The sequence below is a fragment of the Brucella sp. HL-2 genome, assembly GCF_025846885.2.
GTDB lineage: Bacteria > Pseudomonadota > Alphaproteobacteria > Rhizobiales > Rhizobiaceae > Brucella > Brucella quorumnocens.
Genome location: NZ_JAOYTK010000003.1, coordinates 175,790 through 189,559, shown reverse-complemented (window position 1 = coordinate 189,559; position 13,770 = coordinate 175,790). Strand labels below are relative to the sequence as shown.

Sequence of the window (13,770 nt, the reverse complement as noted above, 5' to 3'; positions counted from 1 at the left end):
TAGTGGCTAATAAGATAACAATGCCGGGCTAAATGCCCGGCATTTCTGTGTTTAACCCCGGGTTTCTGGGCTTTTTTCATGTTGACAGGCTTGGTTTGTCAACCGATTTGAATAAACTGCACGCAATCCGGTCGCGTTATTCGTTCCGGTAGATAAAGAAAGGAAATGCCTATGAACAAGAACGAATTGGTCGCCGCTGTAGCGGAAAAGGGCGGTTTGACAAAGGCCGACGCAGGAACTGCTGTTGACGCTGTACTCGCAGCTGTCACCGGTGCACTCAAGGCTGGTGAAGAAGTTCGCCTGCCAGGCTTCGGCGTTTTCTCCGTTTCGCATCGTGCAGCTTCCACTGGCCGCAATCCTTCGACCGGCAAGGAAGTTGCTATTCCTGCCCGTAACGTGCCGAAGTTCTCGGCTGGCAAGGGCCTGAAGGACGCCGTTAACGGCTAATCTTATGAACTGACGCGATATGATCGCGAACAGTTTTGCGAGAAGGCCCGGTTTACCCGGGCTTTTTTCATTTCAACGGTCTATGGTTTTGATTGGGGGAGGTTTCGCGATGCGCTTTCGTAAAATGAGTATGGCACTCCCGGCTATTGGCTTTGCAGGCTTGCTTTTGGGTATGCAATCGGCGCTGGCGGAAACCTGCGATGAGCAGGTCTTTCAGGACACAAAATTCATAATCTGCACAGTGAAGGCCAAAGAAAATCTGCGTCTCTTCTGGAAGGACTCTGACGGCGAGCCATATCGCAATTTCTCGAAAGTGGCAGACGCTGTAACGCAAGACGGCAAGACGTTATCATTTGCCTTGAATGCAGGAATGTATCAGGTCGATTTTACGCCTATGGGACTATACGTCGAGAATGGGCAAGAGTTGGTTGTGGCCGACACCAATGCGCCCACGCGTTCCTCTGGCCCGGTTCCAAACTTTTACAAGAAACCCAATGGCATTTTCTATTTCGGAGATGACGGCGCCGGTATTGTTTCAACCGACAGGTTTTTGAAGCGCAAACCGCAGGCGCATTTTGCCACGCAGTCCGGGCCTATGCTGGTCATTCAGAACAAGCTCAATCCGATTCTGATTAAAGGATCGACCGACCGGACCCGTAGAAGTGGCGTTGGTGTCTGCAACGATGATTCCATCCGCTTTGCCATCAGCGAAGATGCTGTGAATTTCTACGATTTCGCCATGCTGTTCCGTAATGGGCTTAAATGTCCCAACGCCTTGTTTCTTGACGGCGGTGGCGGCGCTGGAATTTATAATCCGACCATGGGGCGAAACGACATCTCATGGCATGGTGGATATGGCCCGATTGTCGCGCTTATCGAGTAATGAAAAAGCCGGGGGTGAAACCCGGCTTTTCTATACTCATTCAGCAGCTTCAGCCTTGCGCCTAGGGCGGCGTTCAAGCAGCTCTTTGAGGAACTGCCCTGTATAGGAGCGTTTCTCCTTTGCGACGTCTTCTGGACGCCCCACGGCTACGATCTCACCGCCACCATCACCACCTTCTGGACCGAGATCGATCACCCAGTCAGCAGTCTTGATGACTTCGAGATTGTGCTCGATGACGACGACTGTGTTGCCCTGTTCGACCAGCTCATGCAGTACTTCGAGAAGCTTCGCGACATCATGGAAGTGCAGGCCGGTGGTTGGCTCATCAAGAATGTAGAGGGTGCGTCCGGTAGCGCGGCGTGACAGTTCCTTGGCAAGCTTCACACGCTGCGCTTCACCACCGGAAAGTGTCGTCGCCTGCTGACCAACCTTGATATAGCCGAGGCCGACCTTGACGAGTGTTTCGAGCTTGTCGCGAACCGCAGGAACAGCCGAGAAGAACTCAGCACCTTCTTCAACCGTCATATCGAGCACGTCGGCAATTGATTTGCCTTTGAAGTGTACTTCAAGCGTTTCACGATTGTAGCGTTTGCCGTGGCAGACGTCACAAGTGACGTAGACGTCGGGCAGGAAGTGCATTTCGATCTTGATGACGCCATCGCCCTGACAGGCTTCGCAGCGTCCGCCCTTGACGTTGAACGAGAAACGACCCGGCTGATATCCGCGCGCTTTTGCTTCAGGCAAGCCTGCAAACCAATCACGCATCGGTGTGAATGCACCTGTATAGGTGGCAGGATTGGAGCGCGGTGTGCGGCCAATCGGCGACTGGTCGATATCGATGACCTTGTCGAGGAACTCCAGTCCCTCAATACGATCATGTTCTGCAGGATGTTCACGAGAACCCATGATACGGCGCGATGCGGCCTTGAACAAGGTCTCGATCAGGAAGGTGGACTTGCCGCCGCCTGAAACACCCGTGACTGCCGTAAACGTTCCCAGTGGGATATCTGCGGAGACATTTTTCAGGTTATTGCCGCGTGCGCCGACGATCTTGATGCGCTTGGCCTTCGAAATTTCGCGACGTTCTGCGGGAACAGCGACTTCCAGAGCGCCCGACAAATATTTGCCGGTGAGCGAGTCGGGGTGGGACATAACATCATCGGGCGAACCTTGCGCAATGATCTTGCCACCGTGAATGCCTGCAGCGGGTCCGATATCGACGACATAGTCAGCCGTAAGGATGGCATCCTCGTCATGTTCAACCACGATAACCGTATTGCCGAGGTCGCGCAGATGACGCAACGTATCGAGAAGACGCGCATTATCGCGTTGATGCAGGCCAATGGAAGGTTCATCCAGAACATACAGCACGCCCGTAAGCCCAGAACCGATTTGTGAAGCCAAGCGGATACGCTGACTTTCACCACCTGACAGTGTACCGGAGTTCCGCGCAAGCGTCAGATAATCAAGGCCGACATCGTTCAGGAACTCCAGACGTTCGCGGATCTCCTTGAGGATACGCGCAGCAATTTCGCGCTGCTTATCGTTGAAGCTGCCATCGATATCGCGAAACCATGCGTCTGCATTGCGGATCGACATGCTGGTAATTTCGCCGATGTGCTTCATGCCGATCTTTACGGCGAGAGCTTCAGGCTTCAAACGGTAGCCGTTACAAGCCGGGCAGGGCGTCGAGGACATGAAGCGTTCGATTTCCTCACGCGACCAGGCCGAATCGGTTTCTTTCCAGCGGCGTTCCAGATTGGGAATGACACCTTCAAAAGCCTTTGTCGTCTGATAGGAGCGCAAACCGTCATCATAGTTGAAGGTGATTTCTCGTCCCTTCGTGCCATGAAGTATCGCGTTCTGCGCTTCATCTGGGAGGTCTGACCAACGAGCACCAACCTTGAACCCATAGGCCTTGCCGAGCGCTTCAAGCGTCTGGTTGTAATAAGGTGACGAAGAACGTGCCCATGGTGCAACGGCGCCATCTTTCAGAGAGACTGAATGATCGGGTATGATCAGATTTGGGTCGATGGCTTGCTGCGTACCAAGGCCATCACAGGTGGGGCAGGCACCAAACGGATTGTTGAAAGAGAAAAGACGCGGCTCGATTTCAGGAATCGTAAAACCTGAAACCGGGCAGGCAAACTTTTCCGAAAACATAACGCGTTCATGCGTTTCATTGGCAGATTTATTCGCACCACCGCCGGCCGACGTATCTTCGGCCAGCAAGGGCTTGTCTGCAAATTCCGCTATAGCCAGACCTTCTGCCAGTTTGAGAGAGGTTTCCAGACTGTCGGCGAGGCGGGTCGAAAGATCGGAGCGCACAACAACGCGATCTACGACCACATCGATATCATGCTTGTACTTCTTATCGAGTGCGGGGACGTCAGCGATTTCGTAGAAAGTGCCGTCCACCTTGACGCGTTGGAAACCCTTCTTCTGCAGCTCCGCCAGTTCCTTTTTATATTCGCCCTTACGACCACGCACGATGGGGGCCAGAATGAAAAGACGGGTGCCTTCCTCAAGCATCAGGATGCGGTCAACCATCTGGCTGACCGTCTGGCTTTCAATAGGTAAGCCGGTTGCAGGCGAATAAGGAATACCCACACGCGCAAACAGCAGGCGCATATAGTCATAAATTTCGGTGACTGTGCCGACTGTCGAACGCGGATTGCGGCTCGTGGTCTTCTGTTCAATAGAAATGGCAGGAGACAGACCATCAATCTGGTCCACATCGGGTTTCTGCATCATCTCCAGAAACTGACGCGCATAGGCCGAAAGGCTTTCGACATAACGTCGCTGACCTTCCGCATAGATCGTATCGAAAGCGAGTGAGGACTTTCCCGAGCCTGAAAGGCCCGTCATCACGATCAGCTTGTCGCGTGGCAGATCAAGATCGACATTTTTCAGATTGTGTTCACGCGCACCACGTATGGAAATGAATTTCTGATCGCTCATTCCGCGTCCTGCCTGTTTGGTCATGTCATGGAGTGTTCGGGCGCCGAACTCTGCGTCGCGCCGCTCCATAATATGGGGATGAACCCCTTCCAGGGAAAGGGGGCTGTTCAATCGTTCTTCGCACATTTAGCACCAGAACAAAGATCGAACAACCAGCCTTCTGATAGGCGATACGAAATGTGAACGCAAGAGCGTTGACTGTCACTCCTGACAGGAGCAGACTACCTGTGCTCACTGGTTGCGGAGAGATATCGGAAAGGGATGAAACGATATCGGCAAGAGGTCCCGCCAGTTGAGTAAGCGAACCGGGAGGTAAAGGAGCATGAGTCCACCTGACTACGTTGCATAGCTTTCACATCGATGAAAGCACAATCGCTTGCGGTCATAATTGCTTCATTTGCAAGGAATGACGCTTTTTTGATTGAAGTGAGTGATTGCAGAAATTTTGAAAAATGCGCGGCGATCTGGTCTCATATTTCAGATTTCCGATTAGATTTATCGGCGAAGTACTGTCGATATAAGAGCTTTGCTCAACCCCAAGCCCTGCGCGCCAAAGAAACAGTGAGCGGCAGGGCTTTTCCTTGTAAGATCATTTGAGAGTTTACCATTTGGACCTCAAGCATGTGAAAAATGCATGGAAATCTATCTGCGTACTTGTAATTTGAACAAAACAGGAACATAACTTCTGTGGACATTGGTTGAATTCGCAGCGCAGAGATGAGCGCAGCAGTGGCTGCTGCTGTAAGGTGGTAGCTGAATTTCAGGTCAATACATTCAGGTGGTTGGCCATTCTTTAGTAGCAGGCACCGTTTTGCAGGGCAAAAGTCCGCTCAACGTGTGTATGCGAGAGATCCGGAGTAAGTTTTCGATGGCTGGTAGCGTCAACAAAGTCATTCTGGTCGGCAACCTTGGTGCTGATCCAGAAATCCGTCGCCTCAATTCTGGTGATCAGATTGCTAATCTGCGCATCGCAACCTCGGAAAGCTGGCGCGACCGTCAGAGCGGCGAGCGCAAGGATCGCACCGAGTGGCACAGTGTTGTCATCTTCAATGAGAACCTTGCCAAAGTTGCTGAACAGTATCTGAAGAAGGGTTCCAAGGTTTACATCGAAGGTGCGCTCCAGACACGTAAGTGGCAGGATCAGAATGGCAATGACCGTTACAGCACCGAAATCGTGCTGCAGAAGTTCCGTGGTGAACTTCAGATGCTCGATAGCCGTGGCGAAGGTGGCGATCAGGGCCGCTCGTTTGGTGGCGGCGGCGGTGGCAATCGCAACCAGGTGTCGGATTATTCCGGTGGTGGTGACTTCGGTTCGTCCGGCCCATCCAATCAGGGTGGCGGCGGTGGCGGTGGTTTCTCCCGCGATCTGGACGACGAAATTCCATTTTGATGTAAAAAAGCGGGCGCTATGAGCGCCCGCTTTTTTAGTTATATTGAGTTATTACAATATCTTTATAAGCCCTTGTTTTAAATTATTAATCCAGCGGATCGCTTTCGATAACGAACTCCATCCGATCTGCTGAAAAGCGCGTTAGTGAATATTGAATTGGCTTTCCCGCAGTATCTATATTGATTGCGCGTGCCGTCAGAACGATAGCGCCCGGGGATAGTTTAAGATGTTTGAGGTCGTCTGGATCGGCATGGCGTGCCGATACCACGGTGGATTTTCTGAAATAATCGCTGACGCCTGCCGCTTTGAATGCGGACGTGATTGAGCCGCTGGCCGTATAATCTTCAGTGAAAGTCGGAAAGGCATTTGCATCCACCCAATGGGTTGCTATGGAAATCGGATGGCCATCCGCACTGTGCATGGTTTCAAGCTTCAGTGTTTCGGAACCAGTTTCTATTTCAAGCGCTTGAATGATGTCGGCAGCCGCTGTTTCTACATGGGAACTCAGCAGGATGCCTTTGGTCTCGCTGACTTGTGGTGCCAGCGCTTGTGAAATGCGGGTGCGGCGGCCAATCTGATAGGTAAGCCGTTTCGCATTGGCCACAAAAGTACCGCGGCCTTGTTCAGCGCGTAGCACACCTTCCTGCGTCAGTGCCGCAATTGCGCTGCGCACTGTATGGCGATTGACACCAAATCGATCTGCCAACTCCATCTCGGCGGGCATCCGTGCACCTGTTGCAAGTTTCCCGGCCATGATGTCGCCGCGTATCTCGTCCGCGATCTGGCGCCAGATGGCCACGCCGCTGTTTCGTTCAATTCGTTTCGTCTTTGCCATGCTTTGTCATCGTCCTGTCATTGGCAGGGTATATGAATGGTGTTATTGTATAGTTGTCTAGATAAATAGACAATTAGAGCGATAAAGTCAACGAGATTAGGGTAGGGCGGATAAGCTCATGCAGACGACGCAGCATAGCACGGGTGAAAGTGGAGCGGGCTCCACGACTGGAAACAGAACGGCGCCGGATGCGACGCAGATTGCACGTCAGGCCAGCTTGGCAATTCTTGCACGCGCGAGCGGTGAAGAACTGAAATCATTTTGGCAGAATTGGCCGAGTAAGCCAGAATTCGAGGTTCTGCGTGGTCCTGAAACTGGACTTGTTATGCTGCGCGGTCGCATCGGCGGCGGCGGTGCGCCTTTTAATGTCGGTGAAGCGACCGTCACCAGAGCGACCGTTCGTCTGTCCGATGGCTTAGTCGGGCATTCTTATGCACTCGGACGCGATCAGGAAAAGGCGAAACTCGCCGCTCTGTTCGATGCGCTTTGGCTCGATGAAGACCAGCGCGACACTGTTGAGGCCAAGGTGCTGAGCGTGTTGCGCAGCCGCATTGATGAGGCGGATACCAAGCTGCGCGCCGAGGCCGCTGCCACCAAGGTCGACTTCTTCACTATGGTTCGGGGAGACAACTGATGCTCCATTCTTCTTCTGCTTTCGAAGGCGGTCTGGCTGATCCGGTTAATGAGGCGCAATCGGCGTTTCATGCTGTGATGCACGCTATTGCAAATCCCGGCCGCATTTATTCGTTGGTTCAAGCTGCGACGCCACCACAGCCGCTTACGCCTGAGCTTGGCGTGATTGCTGCAACATTGCTTGATCACGACGCAAGCGTCTGGGTCGATGCTAAAATTGCAGCCAACAAGGACGCAACGGCATGGCTGACATTCCATACTGGTGCGCCAATCGTTGGGGATCAATCGAAAGCGCAGTTCGCACTTGTAACGGATGCGCAATCGCTACCGGTACTTTCTTCCTTCGCGCAGGGAGACCCTGAATTTCCGGATCGTTCGACGACTGTTGTTCTAGCAGTTTCGTCTCTGACGAGCGGGCAGGGTTTCTGCCTCAAAGGCCCGGGCATCAAGGATGAAACTGTGCTGACCGTTGATGGGCTGCCGCAGGATTTTACTGCGCAATGGCGTGAAAATGGCGCGTTGTTCCCGCTGGGTATCGATCTGGTGCTCGTCGCTGACGGTAAAGCCGCAGCGCTTCCCCGTACAACCCGTGTCGAGTCTCTGGAGGGTTAACTCATGTATGTTGCTGTAAAGGGCGGTGAAACCGCTATTCGCAATGCCCACCGTCTGCTTGATGATCGTCGTCGTGGTGACCGCTCGGTTCCAGCATTGCGTCTTGATCAGATTGTCGAACAGCTTGGCCTCGCCGTTGATCGTGTGATGGCCGAAGGCTCGCTTTATGATCGCGAACTTGCGGCACTTGCCGTGCGCCAGTCGCGTGGCGACCTGATTGAAGCGATCTTTCTGGTGCGTGCCTACCGCACGACATTGCCGCGTTTTGGTTATTCGCTTCCGCTGGAAACGGCGAATATGTTGATCGAACGCCGAATTTCGGCCACCTATAAGGATCTGCCCGGCGGCCAGCTATTGGGACCGACATTCGATTATACGCATCGTCTGCTTGATCCGGAACTGGCGGGTGATGTCAGCGTTCCTGAGCCGGAAGTGCGTGCGACTGAGCCTGAAGAAACGCCACGCGTGACCGATATTCTCGGTGTCAACGGGATGATCGAAGAAGATGGTGCAATGCCGGATGGGCATGAGCCGGGCGATCTTACCCGCGAACCGTGGACGTTTCCGATGCCGCGCGATCTGCGCTTGCAGGCTTTGGCGCGTGGTGATGAAGGCTTCCTGCTGGCGCTGGGGTATTCCACGCAACGCGGTTATGGCAACACGCATCCATTTGTCGGTGAGATCCGCATTGGTGAGGTGGAGGTTGAGTTCGATGTGCCCGAGCTCGGCTTTTCCGTTTCGCTTGGCCGTGTTCAGCTGACCGAATGCCAGATGGTGAGCCAGTTCAAAGGCTCGTCCAAGCAGGCACCACAGTTCACGCGCGGCTATGGTCTGGTGTTCGGGCAGAGTGAACGCAAAGCCATGTCGATGTCGCTTTGTGACCGTGCGCTTCGCGTTCGCGAATTCGATGCAGATGTGACAGCCCCCGCGCAGGACGAAGAATTCGTCATTTCCCATTCTGACAATGTGCAATCGACCGGCTTTGTCGAGCATCTGAAATTGCCACATTACGTGGATTTTCAGGCCGAGCTCGATCTCATCCGCCGTATGCGTGCGGAATACGAACAAGCGAACAATGAGACTGAAGTTTTGGCAACCGAAGCAGCAGCCAATATTGCCGCAGGCAAGGAAGCAGCAGAATGAGCGATCTAGCCAATTACAATTTCGCCTATCTGGACGAGCAGACGAAGCGGATGATCCGCCGTGCTATCCTGAAAGCCATCGCTATTCCGGGCTATCAGGTGCCGTTCGCAAGCCGCGAAATGCCGATGCCTTATGGTTGGGGCACAGGCGGTGTGCAGGTAACTGCCGCAATCCTCGGTCAGAATGATGTGCTGAAGGTGATCGATCAGGGTGCTGATGATACGACCAATGCCGTCTCCATCCGTGCATTCTTCCAGAAGACTGCGGATGTTGCCGTGACCACTCATACGGGTGAGGCGACGATCATCCAGACGCGTCACCGCATTCCGGAATATCCGATGAGTGAGGGACAGGTGATTGTATATCAGGTTCCAATTCCTGAGCCGCTGCGTTTTCTGGAGCCGCGTGAAACTGAAACGCGCAAGATGCACGCGCTTGCCGAATACGGCCTCATGCATGTGAAGCTTTACGAGGATATCGCGCGCCACGGCCATATCGCCAAGACCTATGATTATCCGGTGATGATCGAAGGGCGCTATGTCATGGCACCGTCGCCAACACCGAAGTTCGACAATCCGAAGATGCATATGTCGCCAGCTCTGCAGCTTTTTGGTGCCGGTCGTGAAAAGCGCATCTATGCCGTGCCTCCTTATACGGATGTCGTGAGCCTCGATTTCGAGGATCATCCATTCGAAGTGCAGAAATTCAAAGAGCCTTGCGCATTGTGTGGCGCACGCGGCGTTTATCTCGACGAAGTCGTGCTCGATGACCGTGGCGGCTCGATGTTTGTCTGCTCCGACACCGATTATTGTGAAGATCGTCAGGCGAATGGCCACTTTGGTCATCTGGCAGCGAATAAGGAGGCCGCGGAATGAGCGTCGAACCTCTGCTGAAAGTCAGCAATCTCTCGAAGTTTTATGGCAGCCGCCGTGGTTGCGCAGATATCGATTTCTCGCTGTGGCCGGGCGAAGTATTGGCCATTGTCGGTGAATCCGGTTCGGGCAAGACGACTTTGCTCAACTGTCTGGCGACCCGTCTGGAACCGACATCGGGCAGCGTGGAATATCGGATGCGCGATGGCGAGTTCCGCGATCTTTACAAGATCGGGGAGGCTGAACGCCGCTTCCTGATGCGTACCGACTGGGGCTTCGTGCATCAGAACCCTTCCGATGGTCTGCGTATGACCGTTTCGGCGGGTGCCAATGTCGGTGAACGGCTGATGGCTGTTGGCGAACGCCACTATGGCAATATTCGCAACACGGCAACTGAATGGCTCGGACGTGTCGAAATCGCTGCTGACCGCATCGACGACCAGCCCCGCGCTTTCTCCGGCGGTATGCGTCAGCGTCTGCAGATTGCGCGCAATCTCGTCACAGCCCCGCGCCTTGTTTTCATGGATGAACCGACCGGCGGTCTAGACGTGTCCGTGCAGGCACGTCTTCTCGACCTGCTGCGCGGTTTGGTGAGCGATCTCGGCCTTTCGGTTGTCATCGTGACCCACGATCTCGCAGTGGCGCGTCTTCTGTCCCATCGCATCATGGTCATGAAAGACGGCCATATTGTCGAACAGGGCCTGACCGACCGCGTTCTGGATGACCCGCAAGCGCCTTACACGCAGCTGCTCGTGTCGTCTATTTTGCAGGTTTAGTAAATTAAAACAGATGTTTGCAGCGTGTTGTTCGTAAATTAGCGAAACTTCATGCGTGAGGTGAGAAATGACACAAGTTAGAACATCCTCTCCGCTAGCCGTGTCGGGTCTGGCGAAGACGTTCACGATGCATTTGCAGGGCGGCATTCAGTTGCCAGTCGTAAGTAACGTGGACTTCAATCTGGAAGCAGGCGAATGCGCTGTGCTTGGCGGACCATCCGGTGCGGGTAAAAGCTCCATCCTCAAGATGGTCTATGGCAATTACGCAGTGAATGCTGGCTCGATCCTTATTCGTCACGAAGATCGCATGGTGGATCTGGCGACTGCCGATCCGCGCGAAGTGCTGGCCGTTCGGCGTGATACGATTGGATATGTCAGCCAGTTCTTGCGCACGTTGCCTCGCGTGGCGGCAATCGACGTCGTTGCGGAGCCATTGGTGGCGCGTGGTGTTGATCGCGATGCTGCTCGCAATCGTGCAAGCGAATTGCTTGCGCAGCTCAACCTGCCAGAACGGCTTTGGGCGCTGCCTCCTGCCACGTTCTCAGGTGGCGAACAGCAGCGCGTGAATATTGCGCGCGGTTTCATCACGGATCATCCGGTGTTGCTGCTTGACGAGCCAACGGCTTCACTTGATGCCAAGAACCGCGCAGTCGTTGTTGATCTTATTAAGGCCAAGAAAGCTCAGGGCGTCGCAATGCTCGGCATCTTCCATGACGAAGATGTGCGTGAACAGGTTGCCGATCGGATTATCGATGTTACCGCTTTCTCTCCGAGGGCCGCGGCATGACTAAGCTCTCGGTAGAACCTTTGGTTCACGATACTGCCGAAGTTAACGGCAGCAAGTTTGGCCGTTACACGGAAGTCGGCGCGCGTAGCCGGGTTTCGGAAACTGTGCTTGATGACTATTCCTATCTCGGTATCGACTGCGAAATCTGGTGTGCAGAGATTGGCAAGTTTTCCAATATTGCCAGCCATGTGCGCATCAATGCGACCAATCATCCGACATGGCGTCCGACACTGCATCATTTCACCTATCGTGCAGGTGATTACTGGCCGGGTGAAAAGGATGAAACCGAGTTTTTCGAGTGGCGACGCGGCAATTCCGTGAAGATTGGTCACGACACATGGCTTGGCCACGGTTCGACCATTCTGCCGGGAGTGACGGTTGGCAATGGCGCGGTTATTGGAGCCGGAGCAGTCGTCAGCAGGAACGTGGCTCCTTATACGATCGTCGGCGGCGTCCCTGCACGTCTTATCCGCGAACGGTTCGATGCCGCTACCGGCAATCGTTTGGATCGACTGGCTTGGTGGGATTGGGATCACGAGCGTCTGCGTGATGGACTCGATGATTTCCGCACGCTCGATATCGAAGCTTTCCTCTCGAAATACGAAACGTCCGCCAATACAAATGCGGTTATGAAAGAGCTATCCAATGGCTAACGAAATCGTTCTTAAAAATGCTCGCATCGTGCTTGCTGACGAGATTGTCTCTGGATCGATTCTGATCCGCGATGGCAAAATTGCAGCGATTGATCAGGGCAACACCAATGGTGGCGATGACATGGATGGCGATTATGTCATTCCCGGTCTGATCGAGTTGCACACCGACCAGCTCGAAAGCCATTACGCACCACGCCCTAAAGTCCGTTGGAATGTCGACGCTGCAGTTCAGGCGCATGACGCGCAGGTCGCAGCTTCCGGTATTACAACTGTGTTCGATGCCATGCGTGTCGGCTCAGACTATGACCGCGATTTTGCTGGCAAGGATATGCGTATGCTTGCAGATGCTATTGAAAGCGGCGTGCGCGAGAACAGGCTGCGCGCTGATCACTTCCTGCATCTACGTTGTGAAGTTTCATCGGCGGATTGCCTCGAAAGCTTTGCACTTTTTGAAAATGACGACCGGGTCAAGCTCGCTTCGCTTATGGATCATGCGCCTGGACAACGGCAATTCGTTGATCTTGAGACCTATCGCACCTATTACATGCGCAAGATGAAGCTCACGGATGAGGAGTTCCGGGTGCATTGCGAGAAGCGCATGGCAGATTCAGACGCCTATTCTGCAAAACATCGCCGCGCGATTGCTGATTTATCGGCGCATCGCGGGATCGTTTTGGCGAGTCATGACGATGCGACGAGCAATCACGTCGATGAATCGCTTGATCATGGTGTGCGGATCGCTGAATTTCCAACCACGATGGAAGCAGCTCATGCTTCCAAAGGTGCAGGATTGTCGATCCTGATGGGCGCGCCAAACATCGTTCGCGGCGGTTCTCATTCTGGTAATATTGCTGCTCGCGATCTCGTTGATAATGGCAGCCTCGATATTCTGTCTTCGGACTATATTCCGTTCAGCCTTATCCAGTCGGCATTCGGCCTTGCTTCCGGTGAACGCCCGATTGCTTTGCCCGATGCAATTCGTCTCGTGACCAAGAATCCGGCTGATGCCATGGCAATGGATGATCGCGGCGAAATCGCTATCGGTAAGCGTGCGGATCTGGTTCGCACTCGCACCAAAGGTGCTATTCCAGTTGTACGCACAGTCTGGCGCGAAGGTGAGCGTGTGTTGTGATGCCTGCAGACAATAAGCCAATTGGATGTTTCGTCGCCGTTGTCGGTCCCAGTGGGGCCGGCAAAGACACGATTATGGATGCGGCGCGTGTGGCTCTCGCGAGCGACACGCGTTTTCATTTTGTCCGTCGCATTATTACGCGCCCGCAAATGCCGGGCACGGAAGATCACGACAGTCTGGATGAAACAGCATTTACAAAAGCCGCAGGCGAGGGTGCTTTCGCGCTGCACTGGCAGGCGCATGGCCTGAGCTATGGATTGCCGAAATCGCTTGATGATGAAATCGCCGACGGAACTGTTGTGATTGCCAATGTCTCGCGTCGGGTGCTCGGTGATATCCGCAGGCTTTATTCCGAGCGTTCAGTTGTCATCATTTCGGCACGCCCGGAGGTGCTCGCCGAACGGCTCGCATCGCGCGGTCGTGAAAGTAGAGAAGAAATCGCTCTGCGACTTGCGCGCGAAGTGAGCTTTGATGACGGTGCTGACGATGTTGTCATAATAGACAATTCGGGTGAAGTCGCTGCTTCCACAGATGCCTTCCTGCACCATCTGGATAAAATTAGCATTAAAACAATTGCCTAAATTAAAAACTTAAAGCGGAATGTAAGTTTACACAAACGTCATGGTCCGTTCATTGCAGTGTCATT

The 13,770-nt window shown here is 53.8% G+C and carries 14 protein-coding genes; 12 read left to right on the top strand and 2 right to left on the bottom strand.

Annotated features, from left to right (window positions below):
* Positions 1–171: 171 nt before the first annotated feature.
* Together OIV19_RS06725 and OIV19_RS06720 are read left to right on the top strand one after the other, a co-directional pair.
* Positions 172–447, top strand: a complete 276-nt coding sequence (locus tag OIV19_RS06725; protein ID WP_006470422.1) for an HU family DNA-binding protein — start codon at positions 172–174, stop codon at positions 445–447.
* A gap of 109 nt (positions 448–556) precedes the next feature.
* Entirely contained in the window at positions 557–1,330 is a 774-nt protein-coding gene (locus tag OIV19_RS06720) for a phosphodiester glycosidase family protein (RefSeq protein WP_095446716.1), read from the top strand.
* Between the two features lie 36 nt (positions 1,331–1,366).
* On the opposite strand, the gene uvrA is transcribed toward OIV19_RS06720, so the two are convergent.
* Positions 1,367–4,291: an excinuclease ABC subunit UvrA gene (uvrA, locus tag OIV19_RS06715; RefSeq protein WP_095447908.1), complete on the bottom strand. Its 2,925-nt coding sequence runs from the start codon at positions 4,289–4,291 to the stop codon at positions 1,367–1,369.
* Between the two features lie 868 nt (positions 4,292–5,159).
* Between uvrA and ssb the strand changes: the two genes are divergently transcribed.
* Positions 5,160–5,681 carry a single-stranded DNA-binding protein gene (gene ssb / locus OIV19_RS06710; protein WP_095446714.1) on the top strand — a complete coding sequence of 174 codons (522 nt, stop codon included), beginning with the start codon at positions 5,160–5,162 and terminating at the stop codon, positions 5,679–5,681.
* A gap of 85 nt (positions 5,682–5,766) precedes the next feature.
* Here the strand turns inward: ssb and phnF are convergent, their stop codons facing one another.
* The gene (phnF, locus tag OIV19_RS06705; protein ID WP_095446713.1) at positions 5,767–6,516 is read right to left on the bottom strand and encodes a phosphonate metabolism transcriptional regulator PhnF; all 750 of its coding nucleotides are present in this window, start codon (positions 6,514–6,516) and stop codon (positions 5,767–5,769) included.
* A 118-nt stretch (positions 6,517–6,634) separates the two neighbouring features.
* Here phnF and phnG point away from each other — a divergent pair, with 118 nt between their 5' ends.
* From phnG to phnN, 9 genes are all read left to right on the top strand, one after another.
* Positions 6,635–7,150: a phosphonate C-P lyase system protein PhnG gene (phnG, locus tag OIV19_RS06700; protein ID WP_095446712.1), complete on the top strand. Its 516-nt coding sequence runs from the start codon at positions 6,635–6,637 to the stop codon at positions 7,148–7,150.
* On the top strand, positions 7,150–7,761 hold the full coding sequence (gene phnH, locus OIV19_RS06695; RefSeq protein ID WP_095446711.1) for a phosphonate C-P lyase system protein PhnH: 612 nt from the start codon (positions 7,150–7,152) through the stop codon (positions 7,759–7,761). The genes phnG and phnH overlap by 1 nt, the downstream gene beginning before the upstream one ends.
* A gap of 3 nt (positions 7,762–7,764) precedes the next feature.
* Positions 7,765–8,904: a carbon-phosphorus lyase complex subunit gene (locus OIV19_RS06690; protein ID WP_095446710.1), complete on the top strand. Its 1,140-nt coding sequence runs from the start codon at positions 7,765–7,767 to the stop codon at positions 8,902–8,904.
* Positions 8,901–9,779, top strand: a complete 879-nt coding sequence (locus OIV19_RS06685) for an alpha-D-ribose 1-methylphosphonate 5-phosphate C-P-lyase PhnJ (protein ID WP_095446709.1) — start codon at positions 8,901–8,903, stop codon at positions 9,777–9,779. Before OIV19_RS06690 ends, OIV19_RS06685 begins: the two co-directional genes overlap by 4 nt.
* Complete coding sequence (phnK, locus tag OIV19_RS06680; protein ID WP_007875095.1) at positions 9,776–10,552, top strand: phosphonate C-P lyase system protein PhnK; 777 nt, start codon at positions 9,776–9,778, stop codon at positions 10,550–10,552. The genes OIV19_RS06685 and phnK overlap by 4 nt, the downstream gene beginning before the upstream one ends.
* Before the next feature lie 67 nt (positions 10,553–10,619).
* Positions 10,620–11,339, top strand: coding sequence for a phosphonate C-P lyase system protein PhnL (phnL, locus tag OIV19_RS06675; protein WP_095446708.1), 720 nt, complete (start codon positions 10,620–10,622; stop codon positions 11,337–11,339).
* Positions 11,336–11,992, top strand: a complete 657-nt coding sequence (locus OIV19_RS06670; RefSeq protein ID WP_095446707.1) for a DapH/DapD/GlmU-related protein — start codon at positions 11,336–11,338, stop codon at positions 11,990–11,992. The genes phnL and OIV19_RS06670 overlap by 4 nt, the downstream gene beginning before the upstream one ends.
* On the top strand, positions 11,985–13,124 hold the full coding sequence (locus tag OIV19_RS06665) for an alpha-D-ribose 1-methylphosphonate 5-triphosphate diphosphatase (protein WP_095446706.1): 1,140 nt from the start codon (positions 11,985–11,987) through the stop codon (positions 13,122–13,124). The genes OIV19_RS06670 and OIV19_RS06665 overlap by 8 nt, the downstream gene beginning before the upstream one ends.
* On the top strand, positions 13,124–13,705 hold the full coding sequence (gene phnN / locus OIV19_RS06660; protein WP_095446705.1) for a phosphonate metabolism protein/1,5-bisphosphokinase (PRPP-forming) PhnN: 582 nt from the start codon (positions 13,124–13,126) through the stop codon (positions 13,703–13,705). Before OIV19_RS06665 ends, phnN begins: the two co-directional genes overlap by 1 nt.
* Positions 13,706–13,770: the final 65 nt, after the last annotated feature.

Bases quoted from the DNA above. Each gene is read 5' to 3' on its own strand.
- OIV19_RS06725 (WP_006470422.1), top strand. From the start codon at position 172: ATGAACAAGAACGAATTGGTCGCCGCTGTAGCGGAAAAGGGCGGTTTG.
- OIV19_RS06720 (WP_095446716.1), top strand. From the start codon at position 557: ATGCGCTTTCGTAAAATGAGTATGGCACTCCCGGCTATTGGCTTTGCA.
- uvrA (WP_095447908.1), bottom strand. From the start codon at position 4,291: ATGAGCGATCAGAAATTCATTTCCATACGTGGTGCGCGTGAACACAAT.
- ssb (WP_095446714.1), top strand. From the start codon at position 5,160: ATGGCTGGTAGCGTCAACAAAGTCATTCTGGTCGGCAACCTTGGTGCT.
- phnF (WP_095446713.1), bottom strand. From the start codon at position 6,516: ATGGCAAAGACGAAACGAATTGAACGAAACAGCGGCGTGGCCATCTGG.
- phnG (WP_095446712.1), top strand. From the start codon at position 6,635: ATGCAGACGACGCAGCATAGCACGGGTGAAAGTGGAGCGGGCTCCACG.
- phnH (WP_095446711.1), top strand. From the start codon at position 7,150: ATGCTCCATTCTTCTTCTGCTTTCGAAGGCGGTCTGGCTGATCCGGTT.
- OIV19_RS06690 (WP_095446710.1), top strand. From the start codon at position 7,765: ATGTATGTTGCTGTAAAGGGCGGTGAAACCGCTATTCGCAATGCCCAC.
- OIV19_RS06685 (WP_095446709.1), top strand. From the start codon at position 8,901: ATGAGCGATCTAGCCAATTACAATTTCGCCTATCTGGACGAGCAGACG.
- phnK (WP_007875095.1), top strand. From the start codon at position 9,776: ATGAGCGTCGAACCTCTGCTGAAAGTCAGCAATCTCTCGAAGTTTTAT.
- phnL (WP_095446708.1), top strand. From the start codon at position 10,620: ATGACACAAGTTAGAACATCCTCTCCGCTAGCCGTGTCGGGTCTGGCG.
- OIV19_RS06670 (WP_095446707.1), top strand. From the start codon at position 11,336: ATGACTAAGCTCTCGGTAGAACCTTTGGTTCACGATACTGCCGAAGTT.
- OIV19_RS06665 (WP_095446706.1), top strand. From the start codon at position 11,985: ATGGCTAACGAAATCGTTCTTAAAAATGCTCGCATCGTGCTTGCTGAC.
- phnN (WP_095446705.1), top strand. From the start codon at position 13,124: ATGCCTGCAGACAATAAGCCAATTGGATGTTTCGTCGCCGTTGTCGGT.